Genomic DNA, 16,679 nt, shown 5'->3' with positions numbered 1-16,679 from the left:
TTAAAATCCAGAAATTATTTTATGAAATATTAGCTTTTTTCATTATTGCTTTAAATTCACTAATATTCGTACATGATATGATTTCATTTAATAATTCCTCATTCTGAAACATGTCTACCAACTTTTGCAACATCTGCACCTGTTCTTCTGACTTTTTTAAGCCAAGCATAAATATTACATTAACCTTTATTTCATCATTTTTATCTACCATGTTCTTGAATATTACCGGTTCCTTTAAAGACATGAAGCCTATTTGTGGTTTTATTATATGAATACTGTCAGTATGCGGAATAGCTATGCCTTTACCGTTTACACTAAGACCTGTGGGATATGCGACTTCCCTATTAATAACAGCCTCACAAAAAGTATCTTTAACTAAATTATTTTCCATAAACTTCCTGGCAAGCTTTCTTATAGCTTCCTCTCCAGTTTTAACTTTTTCATTAAAAAATGTAATCTCTTTGTCTAAATACATATTAATACCTCCGCATTTATTGTATTCTTCTCTCATATAATTCAATAGTTCTTGCCATTTCTTTACTGCTTTTTGATTTATCTAATGCTTTTTTAAATTCCGATATCTGCAGTAAATTTATTAAATTAAACAAAGCATTCAGATGTCTTTCTTTATCAACCGCATTTATTATGCATATATATTTTATTGGATCATAGATACCAGCATTAAACATAACAGGCTCTCTTAACCTTATTAAATTAAATCCCATAATTTTTCCTCCATCCCCAATTTCAGAATGAGGAATAGCAAATCCTTTAGAAATCACATAATAAGGTCCATTTTCAATAGTATTTTTTATTATGGATTCTATATATTCATTAGTTATAAATCCTTTATCCAATAAATTTTGAGAGGCTTTTTTTATAGCATCCTTCCAGCCCTCCACCTTAACATCCAATTGTATAAAATCCTCTGTCAAAAGATCAGCGAGACTTAAATTCACTTTATTTTTTTTATCAAAATATTCGTTTAAACTTTTTCTGATTACATCTAATATTTCATCATCCTTTATTATTAGTTCTATTTTTTTCATTATTTCCGAGCAATTATTATCATGTATTTCGTCAAAATTTACAGAACCATAGTCTTCAATCATTTTTCTCATTCTCAGGAAATCGCTGTCTGTTAGCTGAGGAGATACCCTTATATACGGCAAACATGTCTCATCTAAATCGACTGTGGAAATTATAAAGTCTATATCATTTCTTATTGAATCTTTAAGTCTATGCTTAGGTAATACATTTACTATATTTAAATTAAATCTATCCAAAAGCTTTGATTTTAAAAATTGACTCGTTCCTATTCCACTGTTACAAACGAGAATTACATTACATCGATTCTTATGAATTTTTATTTTTTCAATCGAAGCACATATATATATGACTATATAAGCTATTTCTTCATCTCCTATAGGTCTCTTAGCATATTGCTCTAATACTCCTATATTTTCTTCAACCTTACTTTTTACATATGAATATTTTCCTATGATAAAATTTATTTCATAATTATCCACTAAACTTGTAAATCCGTCCAGAAAGATTCTCTCCAAATGATTTGAAAGGCTTTTGAAAAGTTCATAATCTTTATATAGCGGAATATTCAATGCTTTTGATACTTTCATAATAAACAATCTTGTAATAGTTTGTATTTTTACTATTTCCTTGCTTCCGTCAGTTGTGTTATTTTTTTTAAGATAAGTTAAACTTTTGGAAAAATTATTTAAGTAATAAAGTTCATTTTCATTTTCTTTTAAATCAAAATGCTGAAATACTAAAGTGTATAATCTTTCTATCAATTTATTGCTCACTTCGCCACTTTCAGACTTATAATTTTTAAGATATTTTCCCGACCTTATTCTGACAATAACCATACATAAGTAATTCCACAATATATTAAAAGAATGTTCCGTTAACTGCATTTCTGAATATTTTTCAGCTTCCGATATAAGATTTTGAAGTATTATGTTTCTTTCCACGTCTATTGCCTTTAATTCTCCAAATTTCATATTTTTAATCTTTTCCTGATGAGAAAATAAATTATATAAATCTCTATGCTTAAATAATATATTTACAAATAGATTTCTTATACTTTCCTCAGAACCCCTAATTTTTATGCCAGTATTAGTCTGAGAATCAATAGAAAGATGATAATTACCAAGAAACCTGTTTAAATATTTAATATCCCCGATAACTGTGGATCTGGAAACATACATGAACTCCGCCACATTAAAAAGAGTAACATGATTCTTTGTAAATATTAGCAAAAGCGCTTCAATTATCAGCCTTTCATCCTTCGACAGCTTATAATCATAAAAGCTCAATGTTGAAAGAATTTCATCAATCGATTTTTGTACTTTTGTAATATAAAACTTATTTTCTTTTTCTTTTAAGGATGCAATTCCCGTACTTTTCAAAAATTCATTAACTTCCTGTATATCTGCTTGTATTGTTTTTGTACTCACGTTTAATATTTGTGCAAGATCTTTTATATCCAGCTCATTTTGTTTGTCATAAATAATTTTTATTATTTTACAAGCCCTTCTATACAAATGCAACACCTTCCTTTTTAATAAATCTTAAATTATAATAAAAGCTTTCAGGATGGCAATTGCTATAAAACCCATAATTAAGATATATTTTTATTATATGGCCATCTAATTACTATATCTTACATTGTTACTTTAACATCTTTCGCTATAAAACAAAAGTTTAAAAGCATTCCTATATTTAGAACAAAATTGTACCAATTTATTAAACATAATAAACATCCGCCAGTTAAGTTGGCAATTCTCTTTTATGGGCACAATGCCCTTACTTACTAAACATATCTTTAAAGATAATTTAATGTTTATGTTTATATAAAAGACAGGTTATTGTCAGAATTGTCAATAATCTGTCTTTCGTTATTTATAGCTAATATTCGTTATAATAAGAGTTATTAAAAAAGAAAATAAAGACAACTTTTTGTCTTTATCTGAAAACGATTCCTTTATGTTTTTATTGAGGCTTTGAAATAACCTGCAAAATAAGATGTTTAATCTTGGCATTCCATTTGCAATATCTATTATCAGTTTAAAAATATTAACATAAAGGAGGAAATTTAATGATTATAGGAATAACAAAAGAAATAAAAGCTAATGAGAACAGAGTTTCGTGTACCCCGGAAGGAGTAAAAGAATTTGTAAAAAGAGGACATACTGTTTTTGTAGAAAAAGGAGCAGGCGATGGAAGCGGATTTCCCGATAAGGAATATGAATCTCAAGGAGCAAAGATATTGAAAACTCCGGAAGAATTATATCGAAATTCTGAAATGATCTATAAAGTAAAGGAAATATTTCCTGAGGAATACAAATACTTAAGGGAAGGGCTGATTGTCTTTACTTATATTCATTCCAATGCTCATAGAGATCAGACCGATGCTCTTCTTGAAAAAAAAGTAACTGCCATCGCATACGAAGACGTTACCGATAAAAACGGTGAATTTCCTCTTCTTAAACCAATGAGTGAAATAGCAGGTAAAGGAGGATTCATTGCAGCCCTCAACTTTTCTCAGAAAATTCACGGCGGCAAAGGAATTCTCCTTGCAAGAGTTCATGGAATCAGAACTCCGGAAGTCACTATTATCGGAGCGGGAAATTCAGGAATAGGTGCAGCGGAATTGTCATCAGCATTTGGAAACAAAGTTACAATATTAGATATAGACATAAATAAATTAGAAAGAGCCAAAGAGATACTCCCTCCTAATGTGGAGTTATTATATTCAAATGAGCAAAATCTAATAAAATGCCTGAAAAGAACAGACGTCTTAATGAATTGTATATTATGGCCAAAATGGAGAAAAGATCATTTGGTTTCAAGAGACATGCTGAAGTTAATGAAACGGGAATCGCTAATTGTAGACGTAGCCTGTGACGAAGCGGGTGCTATAGAAACTTGCAGATCCACAAGCCATGACGATCCTGTATATATCGAAGAAGGGATTATGCACTACTGTGTAGACAATATTCCGGCAGCATTCCCTCAAACTTCGACCTATTCTTTATGTAATGCGACCTTGCCTTATGCTTTGGAAATAGCTAATAAAGGCGTTAAAAAAGCATTAACTGATAACAAATATTTAAGGAGAGGGCTTACATCCTATGATGGAAAATTGACTCTTGAAGAAACAGGGAAAAAACAAAACAGACCATATACTTCTCCTGAAAAAGTATTAGGAATCGAGTAACAAATATTTTCTTATAACAAATAGGAAAGTCCTCACTTATAAACATTGACTAAGAGGACTTTCCGTAAATGAGTTTCAGGAAAAACTACATTATACTTTATACTTTGATAGAAGCTTTTCTTATAACCCATAGGGAAATCAAAATTTCATTAATATAAATTTCCCGTTAATTGGGTTTCAAGAAAAGCTACATTATAATTCTTCAATGGAAGCTTTTCTTATAAGTATCTTAATTAAAATTGATAATATAAAAGGAGGGGAATTATTAGTGCATCAGGAAGAAGGAAAGTTAAAAAGAAATCTCGGGTTACGGGAAGGTATTGCATATGTAATAGGATTTGTAATCGGCACAGGAATATTTTTAAAGCCTGCGGTAGTATTAGTTAATATGGGTTCATCAGCATCCGCGTTGATCATTTGGATTGTCGGAGGATTAATTTCAATGTGCAGTGCATTGACCATATCAGAAATTGCTGCATATATTCCTAAAGTAGGAGGGCTTTATACTTATTTAGTGGAATTATACAATGATGTCGTCGGTTTTTTGTATGGATGGATAGAAGTGATTATTTCAAGTCCGGGTGGTTCAGCAGCTTTGGCAATAGCTTGTGCTACATTTGCAACCTATTTTATACCGATGGGTAAATGGGAATTAAAATTATTTGCAATATTTATTACCTTATTAATAGTAATATTGCAGATAATATCCACAAAGCTCAGCCTTCAGATGCAAGGCATTGCAACCATAGGAAAATTAGTTCCGATGGCTGCCATAATTATCTTTGGGTTAATTAACGGTACCGCCCATGATATCAGCTTTGCAACCAGTGGAATTATAAAGGGTGCCGGAACGGGAGTTGCCCTTCTCGGTGTATTATGGTCTTATGATGGTTGGATGAATACTTGTACTCTTGGCGACGAGATGATTCACCCGGAAAAAAATTTGCCTAAAGCTATAATAATAGGTCTTGCCTTTGTAATAATAGTTTATGCTCTATTTAATACGGCAATATTTAATGTAATGTCTGCACCCCAAGTAGCCGCTTCCGAAAGTATAGGAGTAGATGTTTCCAAAAAACTCTTTGGCCGCGGAGGAACCACTTTGATAACAATAGGAATGTTGTTGTCTTCCTTTGCTGCTCTAAATGCCCAATTAGCCAGTGGGATAAGAGTAGCCTTTGCAATGGGGCAAAAAAAGCAACTTCCCAAATATAAAATTTTGAATCGTGTAAATCCAAAATTAGGTACACCGGTTAATTCGATAATATTTCAGACAGTGATTTCGATAATATTTATTCTGTTAGGCAATTTTAATACAATTACCGATTTGTGTATATTTGTTATATGGATATTCTTTACTCTCGGAGTATTCAGCATATTTATACTGAGAAAGAAATATCCCAGAGATGAAAAACTGTATAAAGTACCTCTTTATCCCATAATACCAATAATAGGAGGTATTGGAGGTCTATATCTAATATTCGTAACAATCAGAGACTCATTTAAGGGTTCCATGTTAGGACTTGCTTTGACATTAATTGGTCTGCCCGTATATTATTATTGTAAGAAAAAATATTCGGACAAGGATGATGCTGTAAAGGAATAGACAATATAAAATATTATATTGGAATTCAAAAACCTCTGCTAAGATTAAATAAATTTTAACAGAGGTTTTTTATAGCCCATAGTGAAGTATCTTATCATATATCCACTTTTAATTGGCTTAACAGCTTCCTCGTCTCGGTTACTTTTTCCTTTATCTGGTCAATATTCTTTTGAACAGTCCCTAAATAAAGAATATCCGATACTATTGATGTAGAAATCCTGGAAGCAACTGACCCGATCTTACGTTCGGTTTCCAGAGCCGGAACATATATTGGTACCGTAGCTTTTCGTGCCAAATATGATTTGGAAATTTGTGTAACGGAAACAGACGGAACATTTAATTCATTTGCACGTTTTAATGCAAAATTTGCTAATTGTGTCGAACCGGAATATGAAAAGATAACGATTGCATCTTCCGGAGTTAAATCATTTACCTGAGTCAACTGTGTATGTGCATCCGAATGACAGCAAGAATCGATTCCGACCAAAATAAATTTATGTGAAAGGTCTTGAGCCACAAGAGACGAAGTCCCTTCTCCGACAACAAAGATTTTTTTTGCTTTTCTTAAAATATCAACAGCTTTTTTTATTTTTACCTCGTCTAAATTCTCAAAGGTTTTATTAATTGTGTTTATATTAAAATTTTTAAATTTCTGCAGCATTTCCGGAATACTATCACTTTTAGTCACCTCTTCTATTAACTCATCTGAGGACATCAGCTGACGTTCCGATTCCTTTGCTAATATCAGCCGAAACTGAGTGTAACTTTCAAAGCCGATTTTTTTAACAAAACGTATAATACAAGACGGGCTGGTTCCCGAAGATTCTGCAAGCTGCTGAACAGAATAATCATATACTTCCAAAGGATGAGACAAAATATAATCGGCTACTTTTTTTTCATTTTTGCTGAGCAACGAATATCCTTCTTTAATTTGTATTAAACAACTCAAAGACACCACTTCCTTTCTCATTAATTTTAAATGTAAAATAAATCACAATTGAATAAATTAATTAATTCCGGAATAAATAATTTCATCATTTATTAGATTGGAATATTATTTCACCGTCTACTTATATTAAACTGAAAATTAAATCAATATCAGTATAATTGAAATGAACAAGAAAATCAAATATACATAAAAATACTCTTTTCTGGTAGAAATCTGAATAAGATTAAAACCAGAAAAGAGTATTTCTTTAAATCAAATTATAGTGCTTAAGCATTTCTTTAATTTTTTCATCAACTTCCGGCGTAGTTTCCATAACCGGAAGACGTGCAGGTCCAACAGGAATACCGGTAAATTCAAGGGAACGCTTCATAACTGAAGGTATCGTACCTAACTTTAATGCACTGCGCAATACTTCAATTTCCTGCTGTAAACGATCTGCCTCTTCATCATTACCTGATTTTAATGCATTATATAAATTAACATCTACTTCGGTAATAAGATTACTTGTACCGGCAATTGCGCCGGCTGCCCCTAAACGAATTGCGGGAGCTATTTTAGAATCAGAACCTATTAGAACTTTCATATCCGTTCCCTTAGCAGCTTCCACATAACCTTTCAAGTTTTCCATGTCACCCGAGCTGTCTTTGATTGCCTTAATATTCTCAACTTTAGCCAATTCAGCAACAATTTCTTTTGACAAGTTAATTTTTGTGTTCTTTGGAATATTGTATAAAATAATTGGAAGATCTATACTTGCCGCTATTGTTTTGTAGTGGTTTATAATTTCTTTATCATTAGGTGAAACAAAATATGGGGTGATAATAGATACCGCATCTGCACCAACTTTTTCGATTTTTTCTGATAAGCGGATCACATTACGTGTGCTGTTTCCGCCGGTACCAACATAAACAGGTACACGATGGTTCACAATTTCAACCGTCTTCTTTGCAAATTCCAATTTTTCATCATCATCGACAACGTGGAATTCACCATAACTTCCTAAAATAAAAATCCCTTTTACACCTTTTTCAATTAAACGATCAATTAGTTGTTTTAATGCATCATAGTTAATCGTCTGATCTTTATCTCTATTGAATGGTGTAACAATAGGTGTAATAATTCCCTCAATATTTATCATTTAATAATCCTCCTTTAAGCGACATTGTCTAAATTTCCTTTTGTATTTCATCTCTTACACTATTCTATTTACAGTTTTGTCATTCAGATATCCTTGAATATTTTCGTAAGTCATATCCATAATACGCTTTCGAGCTTCCACCGATCCCCAAGACATATGAGGTGTAATATAACAGTTTTTTGCTTTCAGTAGCGGATTGTCTTTTTCAATTGGTTCCTTTGAAACAACATCAATTCCTGCAGCATATATTCTGCCCTCATTTAATGCATCCGCCAAATCTTTTTCATTAATCAGTTGGCCTCGAGCATTGTTTATAATAATTGCATTCTTTTTCATCTTGGCAATTGCTTTCTTGTCAATGAACTGCTGATTTTCTTTTGTTAGGGAACAATGAAGTACAATTACGTCTGCACGGGAACACAAATCATCAAAAGAAACATATTCAACATCTTTTAGAGTAGGATTTTCATGCTTATCATTAGCAATGATTTTCATGCCAAGGGCCCTTGCAATTCTTCCTGTCGTCTGGCCGATTCGACCATAACCAATAATACCCATAGTCTTGCCATACAATTCCAATAACGGCTTATCCCAGAAACACCAGTCAGCACTGTTTTCCCATCTTCCTTCTTTAACCGCATTGTCATGATATCCTACATGGTAACAAATTTCTAACAACAATGAAATTGCAAATTGAGCAACAGAATATGTGCCGTAAGCCGGAACATTACAAACTGCAATTCCCAGTTGTTTTGCTGCTTCAATATCAATTACATCATATCCCGTAGCTAAAACACTAATCAGTTTTATATTAGGACATGCTTTCATCGTTTCTTTTCGAATAGGAGTTTTATTTGTCAATACAACTTCTGCATCTCCGATACGCGAGATTATGTCAGCTGAATCTGTTCTATCATAAATAATAATATCTCCCAAAGTTTTGATTTGATTCCAGTTTAAATCTCCCGGATTCAAAGTATATCCATCCAATACTACAATTTTCATATTTTTTCTCCTCTCAAATCGTTGAGTTTTCCCATTAAACATTCACCATTGTCTGTCCAGAACATCTTCTCAATTTTCAATTCTGAACCTAAGGCAAAATGTCTTACCCCCAATTTGATATAGCGTTCTGCTTCTTCGGCAGAGTTAATTTCAGCCCTCGGACTAACTCCATATTTCAATGCAGTTTTAATTACCTTTTCTTCCGCTTCTCTTACTTTCTCAACTTCTTCTTTTGCGTTGAATCCACTATTCATAGAAAAGTCAGCAGGTCCAAACTGAACAAAGTCAACCCCGGGAACTTGACATATCTCCTCAATATTTTTTACTGCTTCCACTTTTTCAATCATAAATCCCATAACACATTTTTTTACTTCGGCTGCATAGGTCAACTGATTTTTAAAACCTTCGTTCTTATAGAAACGACGGCTGACATATCCAAGTCTTCCACCCTCATGGGGAATCGACGGTGTTACCATTTTTAATGTATTTTCTACCTCTTCTGCTGTTTTGTGATCAGTAAACAGAATACCTTGAAATCCTGAAGCCAATGCCTTTTGAGCTACATAGTCGCGGTTGGCATAATCTATTTTAATTATGCATGACATATTATGAAGTTCACATGCCCTTGCAATATTTTCTAAATCATATTGGTTATACGGAGCATATTCGCCCAAAAACTCAATATAATCATATAAGCCTGTGGCTCCTACAACTTCCGCTATCATTGGCCATGTACTGTTAATACGTGTAGCTATAATATTTTTTTTACCTTCTAAACATTCTCTTAATCTGTTTTTCATTTTTATTTCCTTCCTCACTTATCCTTCGATATCTGTAATAAGGTTTGTAATTGACATCTTTATCGTATTCATATCAGCTTCTAAAGTTTTTGAAGCAGCATGAGGAGTTAAAATAAAGTTGTCCAGACGTAACAGTTTCTCATCAGTTTTTGGTGGCTCCGTTGAGAAAACATCAAATCCGGAAGCAAAAATTTCTTTGTTCACTAATGCTTCATACAGATCAGCTTCATTTATAATTCCGCCTCGGGCTGCATTGATCACAATTGCTGTCGTTTTCATTTCTTTTAAACGCTCGGCATTGATCATATCCTTTGTTTCAGATGTCAGGGGCGTATGAATAGTAATAACGTCACTGGTTCTAACCAGTTCATCCAGCAAACATATTTGGATATTATGTTCCTTTGCATATTTCTCATTAATAGGAAATACATCATACGCACATACATTCATGCCGATACCCTGAGCAAGCCTGCCTACATGTCTTCCAATATTGCCAAAGCCAATAATACCGATTTTTTTACCCATAAGTTCTATTTCGTAGTTCTTGTTCCATTTTCCATTTTTAACGTTAATTGCTCCGTCAACAATACGTTTAGCACATGCAAACATTAATGCTATTGTATGCTCTGCAACTGACACCGAGTTAGAACCGACAGTCCTTGAAATTTTGATTCCTAATTCTTTTGCAGTATCTAAATCAATATTATCAACACCAACACCATACTTGGCAATAGCTTTCAAATTTTTACAGCCCTTAAGCATCTCACGATCTGCAATATCAACGCCAATAATGATACCATCAACATCTTTCGCATATTTTACAAATTCTTCATGGCTATATGATTTGCCTGTATCATTCAGATGAATTTCCCATCCTTGTTGTTTTAATTTTTCAATTTCCTTCATTCCATTCTTAGCAAATGCCCTTGGTGTTATTAAAATTTTTCCTTTCACTGTCTAACGCCTCTTTTCTTCTTATTATAAATTGTCCTATTTAATTGATTTTCCCAAGGCTCCGCCTGGATGCCATTTTTTATAATCCTGTAAATCAATATTCTCTTCATTTTGAAGTGCAATAGATAAAGCTTGCAAAACAACAATTTCGGCCAAGTATGAAATACGAGGTGCTTTGTTTAAAGGTCCTCCTTCTTTATCTACGCCTGCAAATAAGAAAGCATCTCCCTGTTTAGCCAACCATGATTCTCTGTTTCCTGAAACCGATATAACTTTTGCTCCGTTATTTTTAACTGTAGTGACTGTTTTTATAAGTTCTTCTGTTTCACCACTGTTAGAAATTGCAATTACTATATCCCCTTCTTTTACTTGCCCGCTGGATCCATGAATCGCCTCGGTCCCATGAAGAACATAGGCAGGAGTACCGGTAGACGAAAATAAAGAAGCAATGTAACCAGCTACATAGGAAGGTTTCCCAATTCCGGTAACATGAACACGATTTCCATTCTTTTTAGCCTTAACAATCAAATTGTAAGCCGGATTTAATTCCTCTGTACTTAGATTCTTTACAAATTCACTTAATTCCATTTCAGTAATCTCTTTGAAAGTTTCAACAGCTTGAACATGCTTACTGATATCCATTATTTTTTACTCCTTTCTACTCCTCATCATCTTCACATTCATTTGAAGCCATTTCTTCTAATAATTCTTTGATGCCGTCTTTTCCTGTAGTCAAACAAGATTTATATAAAGAATCAATATTCTCTTCGATGTTTCTCATATTCAATACTTCAATCACCATTGGAAGATTTACACCTGTAATCACTCTAACTTTTTTCTTCTCACTTAATAATTCGTGTATATTTAAGGCTGTAATGTTATATGGTGAAGCTCCAAATAAATCAACGAATATGATTACACCATCACCAGTATCCAACTCTAAAAATTTCTTTTTGATATCAGCTTTAAACTGATCTAAATCCTTATCAGGAAATAATCCAATTGAATCAAATTGTTCATTATTGCCCATAATCATCCTCGCACTGTCAGCAATACCTTCTGCCATTTTTCCATGGGTTACTATTAAAATTCCAATCATTTTACTTCATGACTTAAGTCACTTCCTCCTTTCTAAAACTTTCTATTTTCATAAGTAAGCGCTCTCAATTCATTTCTATACTATCATGAATAGAATAATTTTTCAAGTTAAAAATATTATATTTAGAATTTTATTTCATTTTGGATTTAAGTATGATATAATTTTAGTGTAGAAAAAAGGAGGCTTGCCTTATGAATTTTGATATGAAAGATTCCATATTAAAATATGGAGTAATAGCTAAAAAAAGGTTTCGAAAAAAAGAAAAAATCAGATTTATTAATAATATTGAACCCGAATTTAAATGTATGGGATATAAAACTTCAATACTTTCACCGCAAGGTTCAAAAGGAAAAGCGATTGACTTAATTATCGGAGATGTCAAGAAGGCAGATACCATAATTATGGCAAATTATGATACACCGTCAAAAAATTTTGGATTCTACAAATATTATCCTTTTGATATAAGAAACAGAAAACTTTTATATAGCCTGACTGCATTTATCCCATTACTTTTCATTACTGTCCTTTGTTTTATATTTTCAGCTCACTTTTTAAGGATAAAATGGTTAGAAGGATTTTTCAGTTGGAAAGATTTTATGACGCTTTCGGTCTATATCATTGGTATTTATCTAATTGTTCATTATTCAAAAGGAATCCCCAATTCTCATAATTTAAACAGAAATACTTCGGGAGTTATTGGTTGCCTTGCAATCGCTTCCACTTTAACACCTAAGCAACAAAAAAATGTTGCCTTTGTTCTTACTGACTTTGGATGTATCAACAATATGGGAGACCAAATGATAAAAGAATTTTTAGGAGATTCTGCGCATAGAAAGCGATTTATCCTGCTTGACTGTATCGGGTCAGGAAAAAATATAGCGGTTAATTACAGTAATACTTTTAAAGATGAACTTAAAAAACTTGACTCATCAATTCTCCGATTTGAAAAAAACCAGACAAATTACAGCAGTGCTAATATATATGATCACTGTATAATTTTCGCCGGAGGTAACCAGGCAGGCAATAAATTTGTCTGTGAAAATATCGGAACGAGAAGGGATATTGATATTGATCCTGATAAAATCAAATTTGTTGTTTCTAATGTTTTAAAGTTATTATAATTAAGTTTCCCAATTTTCATCTCCGCAATCCTGTATAACAAAAATGCCCTAAAAACGTTAAAAAATGTTTTTAGGGCATTCCCAACTATCTCAGTTCTTCATAAACATCTTCATTTTCTCCACAATTTTATCTTTTGCCGCTTTTATAGGAGACTGAAACACCACCTGAGTTTTTACCGAATCAGGGTATTCTCCCAAATACTTATAAAGTTCTTCAAAATATGCTTTTTTCACTTCACTGGAAATATTTATTTTAGAAATCCCATGCCTTATGGATTCAATCACTTCTTCATCAGCGTTACCTGAACCTCCATGTAATACAAGAAAAGCTGATGTTCTTTCACGAATTTTTTGAAGAATATCAATTCTTAGTTTTGGCGTTTTCCCTTTCGGATACATTCCGTGGGAAGTTCCGATGGCAACTGCTAAAGCATCTACTCCTGTCAATTCACAGAATTCTTTTGCCTTATCCGGATCTGTATAGATGATTGAAGTATCAAGCCCTTCTCCGCAGGAACTATTACCTGTATTTCCAATTGTTCCTAATTCTCCTTCAACATAAACATTTAATGAATGTGCATAATCAACTACTTCTTTAGTAATATTTACATTTTCCTCAAAGCTTTTATTTGATGCATCAATCATTACCGAAGTACAGCCATTATTGATAGCTCGTTTTATATCTTCCAAATTTGAACCATGGTCCAGGTGTAAACAAAATTGGGCTTCCGATTTTTTCAGGCGTACTTTTACATAAGAAAAAAATTCATCCCCTAAAAAATTCATTTCCGGCACAGATACGGCAACAATTGCAGGAATCTTTTTTTCTTCTGCTGCAGCAATAGTCGCATCTAAAATATCTTTATTCCCGATATTAAAGGCTCCTACTGCATATTTCCCATCCGTTGCATTCTGCAACATATCCTTAAAAGACACTATCATGTACTATTCATCCTCCCATTCGTTCAATTTAACGCAGACACGATAAGTGTTCGGTTCGCTGGCTCGTTTGAAAGCTTCTTGTATATCGTTTAAATCATATATTGAATCAACCAGCTTGCTCACATTGACTAATTTGTTCCCCAATAATCTCGATGCTTGATAGAAATCAATCAATGTTGAATTAAATGCCCCAAGAAGTCTTAACTTGTCATAGTGGATCCTATTTGCCGGTATATTCAATTCAGCTGACGGATATGAGGCTGAGAAGAACAATATCTGCCCGTTTTTCTTCTTAATAAGATCTAAGGCTTGATTCAAAGCAACCTGATTTCCAACTGCAAGAATGACTATATCCAGACCTTTATGATCGGTAAATTCATCAATCACAGTTTTTATATCTGTCTCCTGCGGATTTATAGTTTCAAATCCCATCTCTTCAGCTTTTTTTAATTTTTCCTCCATCACCTCTGAGACAATTACCTTTGATCCGCGTAATCTCTCAACTTCAGCATTCAATAAACCCATAGTTCCTCCTCCGATAACAAGAACCGTATCTCCAAGGCGATGGGTTAAATTGTTCTGAGCATTTAATACTGTGGCAACAGGTTCTACAAAACATGCTTCCGGCAATGGCAATTTTCTTGAAATTTTTACACAGTATCTTGAATGACGAACCATGTATTGTGAAAATCCAAAATATTGTTGGGTCCCCTTTAACGGAAGCTTTACTTTTTCTCGGCATGTACATTCATCCTGTCTTCCCATTTTACAGTTTTTACAATGCCCACAATATGGAAAAATAAAAGCGATTCGATCTCCCAAATTAAATTCATATACATCATCGGCCTTTGCAATTACAGTTCCCACGCCTTCATGTCCACCGGCCATGGGATAACCTCGATGTTCCCGTTGTCCAAGCCATTGTGTATAATCTGCAGTACAGATGTTACATGCTTCCTGGCGAATCAAAATTTCTCCTGATTTTAATTCGTCAGGAAGAGAAATCATACGAACTTCCGCATGAAATTTTGATGTCAAACAACCGTATTTAGTTTCTTTTGGAATTTCCATTATATTATTCTCCTTTAACTTGATTAGTCGTATAATCCACTCATAATCTTAATTAATTCTTCTACATCATTAGTATTTCTCATCATTCCCTGACGTTTCGATTCAATTTCTCTTAGCCTTTCTGCATATTTAATTACATCATCTAAACATTCTTCCGGAAATTTTACTGCGCCATTTTCGTCCATATGAACGATATCTCCGGGGGCAACCTGCATGCCGCATACTTCAACGGGAGTGTTAACAGAATGTACAGCAAATTTGCCATGTCCGGCCGTAATACCTGTTAACATGTACTGCATTTTTAAAGGCCGAATTTCATCAATATCCCTGGAAGGGCCATCAGAAATAACGCCGACTACACCAGCAGATTTTAATGCAGTCATCATATTGCCCCCCAGCATGCCATTGATATTTTTAATTTCTTCCGGCATGTTCTGTTTTACAATTAAAACAACCGGTTTTGACATTTTTGCAACTGCCCTCAACACATCGGCAAATTTCAAATTTGTAAAGTTCGGGTCGGGAAGGCCATAAGTGCAGGTTACCGCATATCCTACCGTTCTGCCCAATTCAGGATACATGCATTTCAATGTTTGATCTGTATACCACTTTCCTTTCCATGGATGATATAATCCAAGACAATAGTCTTTATCAGGATAAGTAGCTACCACATTTGTAATACTTGGAGTGTCAAATTGCTTAAGTTCTTCTAATTTGTTATTTTGTTCCATGTTTTATTTTCCCTCCTTTATTTTTCAAGTACGATACTGGGTTTTTCATTATGATAAACACGGATCACATCATCAACAACGCTCTGACACATTTGGCGGTTACATTCAGCATTGTATGTCCCCACATGAGGCGTAATAATTGCATATTCAAGAGGTAAAAGGGGATGATCCATTTTAGGGGGTTCATTTTCAATTACATCTGCACCATAACCAGCGAGTTCTCGGTTTTCTAATGCCTGGGCAACAGCTTCTTCATCTACCAATTCACCCCGTGCAGTATTTATAAGAATTGCATCTTTTTTCATAAGGGACAGCTTTTCCTTCGAAATCAAATGATAGCTTTCCTTAGTCAAGTTAATATGCAATGAAACAATATCACTTTCTTTTAACAAATCATTTAATTCTCGCTTTTCTCCTCCACGTCTTTCAATTTCCTCTGCTGATAAATAGGGATCATATGCTAAAATCTTACACTGAAATCCTTTAGATAATATTCTTGCAAAAGTTGAACCGATATTACCAAATCCTAAGATTCCTACTGTCTTTCCATTGATTCTACGTCCTAAAAATCTTCCACGATCGACATTCCACTCATCTTTACGAACCGCCGCATTAGCATTAACTATATGTTTACACAAAGCCAACACCAAAGCAACTGCCTGTTCTGCCACATCTTCTTTTTCTAAATATCCGGGAATATTAGATGCAACTACGCCAAATTCTTTTGCTCCCAACACATTTACATTATCGTAACCAATGCCGAAACGGGCAATATATTCTACTGACGGGGTCTTTTCAAAGAATTTCTTTGAAAATTTAGGAGTTGTTCCAACAATCAGATATGAATATCCCTGTAGTTTTTTTGAAAGTTCCTCTGCAGAAATATCGGACGGAAATTTAAATCTTGTGACTTCTCCTACATTCTCTTTCAAAATATCAATAAATTCCGGAAAATAGCGTCCAAAACTGTTAGCATTTACAATTGCAACCTTTTTCATTATATTCCTCCCAAAATTAATAATA

At 33.5% G+C, this 16,679-nt stretch carries 16 protein-coding genes; 3 read left to right on the top strand and 13 right to left on the bottom strand.

Going from position 1 to position 16,679, the window contains the following annotated elements:
• Positions 1 to 19 precede the first annotated feature (19 nt).
• Together EQM13_RS04025 and EQM13_RS04020 are read right to left on the bottom strand one after the other, a co-directional pair.
• Positions 20 to 475 (bottom strand): PTS sugar transporter subunit IIA, encoded by a 456-nt coding sequence (locus EQM13_RS04025; RefSeq protein ID WP_071139697.1) that lies wholly within the window; start codon positions 473 to 475, stop codon positions 20 to 22.
• A gap of 16 nt (positions 476 to 491) precedes the next feature.
• Complete coding sequence (locus EQM13_RS04020; RefSeq protein ID WP_161567167.1) at positions 492 to 2,564, bottom strand: BglG family transcription antiterminator; 2,073 nt, start codon at positions 2,562 to 2,564, stop codon at positions 492 to 494.
• Positions 2,565 to 3,118: 554 nt separating this feature from the next.
• On the opposite strand from EQM13_RS04020, the gene ald reads away from it, so the two are divergent.
• The gene (gene ald, locus EQM13_RS04015) at positions 3,119 to 4,240 is read left to right on the top strand and encodes an alanine dehydrogenase (RefSeq protein ID WP_128752018.1); all 1,122 of its coding nucleotides are present in this window, start codon (positions 3,119 to 3,121) and stop codon (positions 4,238 to 4,240) included.
• Between the two features lie 268 nt (positions 4,241 to 4,508).
• A complete protein-coding gene (locus EQM13_RS04010; RefSeq protein ID WP_206172801.1) occupies positions 4,509 to 5,846 on the top strand; it encodes an APC family permease in 1,338 nt (445 codons plus the stop codon).
• A 94-nt stretch (positions 5,847 to 5,940) separates the two neighbouring features.
• Here EQM13_RS04010 and EQM13_RS04005 read toward each other — a convergent pair whose 3' ends face one another.
• The 7 genes from EQM13_RS04005 to EQM13_RS03975 form a co-directional block, all read right to left on the bottom strand.
• A complete protein-coding gene (locus EQM13_RS04005) occupies positions 5,941 to 6,795 on the bottom strand; it encodes a MurR/RpiR family transcriptional regulator (RefSeq protein WP_161567166.1) in 855 nt (284 codons plus the stop codon).
• Between the two features lie 247 nt (positions 6,796 to 7,042).
• Positions 7,043 to 7,933 carry a 4-hydroxy-tetrahydrodipicolinate synthase gene (dapA, locus tag EQM13_RS04000; RefSeq protein ID WP_206172800.1) on the bottom strand — a complete coding sequence of 297 codons (891 nt, stop codon included), beginning with the start codon at positions 7,931 to 7,933 and terminating at the stop codon, positions 7,043 to 7,045.
• Between the two features lie 54 nt (positions 7,934 to 7,987).
• Positions 7,988 to 8,938, bottom strand: coding sequence for a D-2-hydroxyacid dehydrogenase (locus tag EQM13_RS03995; RefSeq protein WP_128752016.1), 951 nt, complete (start codon positions 8,936 to 8,938; stop codon positions 7,988 to 7,990).
• Positions 8,935 to 9,738: an HpcH/HpaI aldolase family protein gene (locus EQM13_RS03990; RefSeq protein WP_071139691.1), complete on the bottom strand. Its 804-nt coding sequence runs from the start codon at positions 9,736 to 9,738 to the stop codon at positions 8,935 to 8,937. Before EQM13_RS03990 ends, EQM13_RS03995 begins: the two co-directional genes overlap by 4 nt.
• 18 nt (positions 9,739 to 9,756) lie before the next feature.
• Positions 9,757 to 10,692, bottom strand: a complete 936-nt coding sequence (locus EQM13_RS03985; protein ID WP_234958856.1) for a phosphoglycerate dehydrogenase — start codon at positions 10,690 to 10,692, stop codon at positions 9,757 to 9,759.
• Positions 10,693 to 10,728: 36 nt separating this feature from the next.
• Entirely contained in the window at positions 10,729 to 11,334 is a 606-nt protein-coding gene (locus EQM13_RS03980) for a KpsF/GutQ family sugar-phosphate isomerase (RefSeq protein ID WP_071139690.1), read from the bottom strand.
• A 16-nt stretch (positions 11,335 to 11,350) separates the two neighbouring features.
• Positions 11,351 to 11,791, bottom strand: a complete 441-nt coding sequence (locus EQM13_RS03975) for a PTS sugar transporter subunit IIA (RefSeq protein ID WP_114218145.1) — start codon at positions 11,789 to 11,791, stop codon at positions 11,351 to 11,353.
• A gap of 191 nt (positions 11,792 to 11,982) precedes the next feature.
• Here EQM13_RS03975 and EQM13_RS03970 point away from each other — a divergent pair, with 191 nt between their 5' ends.
• Positions 11,983 to 12,912, top strand: coding sequence for a hypothetical protein (locus EQM13_RS03970; protein ID WP_128752015.1), 930 nt, complete (start codon positions 11,983 to 11,985; stop codon positions 12,910 to 12,912).
• Between the two features lie 90 nt (positions 12,913 to 13,002).
• Here the strand turns inward: EQM13_RS03970 and EQM13_RS03965 are convergent, their stop codons facing one another.
• Genes EQM13_RS03965 through EQM13_RS03950 form a run of 4 tightly spaced genes read right to left on the bottom strand, consistent with a single transcriptional unit; the run spans position 13,003 to position 16,654 of the window.
• Positions 13,003 to 13,854, bottom strand: a complete 852-nt coding sequence (locus EQM13_RS03965) for a ketose-bisphosphate aldolase (protein ID WP_071139687.1) — start codon at positions 13,852 to 13,854, stop codon at positions 13,003 to 13,005.
• A 3-nt stretch (positions 13,855 to 13,857) separates the two neighbouring features.
• Entirely contained in the window at positions 13,858 to 14,925 is a 1,068-nt protein-coding gene (locus EQM13_RS03960) for a zinc-dependent alcohol dehydrogenase (protein ID WP_128752014.1), read from the bottom strand.
• Between the two features lie 23 nt (positions 14,926 to 14,948).
• Positions 14,949 to 15,656, bottom strand: a complete 708-nt coding sequence (locus EQM13_RS03955; RefSeq protein ID WP_071139685.1) for an RraA family protein — start codon at positions 15,654 to 15,656, stop codon at positions 14,949 to 14,951.
• Between the two features lie 17 nt (positions 15,657 to 15,673).
• Positions 15,674 to 16,654, bottom strand: coding sequence for a D-isomer specific 2-hydroxyacid dehydrogenase family protein (locus tag EQM13_RS03950; RefSeq protein ID WP_071139684.1), 981 nt, complete (start codon positions 16,652 to 16,654; stop codon positions 15,674 to 15,676).
• Between the last annotated feature and the right edge of the window lie 25 nt (positions 16,655 to 16,679).

Origin of the sequence: Acidilutibacter cellobiosedens, assembly GCF_004103715.1 — a bacterium.
In the GTDB taxonomy this organism is placed as follows: domain Bacteria; phylum Bacillota; class Clostridia; order Tissierellales; family Acidilutibacteraceae; genus Acidilutibacter; species Acidilutibacter cellobiosedens.
The sequence above is the reverse complement of the archived record's forward strand: the minus strand, read 5'-3'. Positions and strand labels throughout refer to the sequence as shown.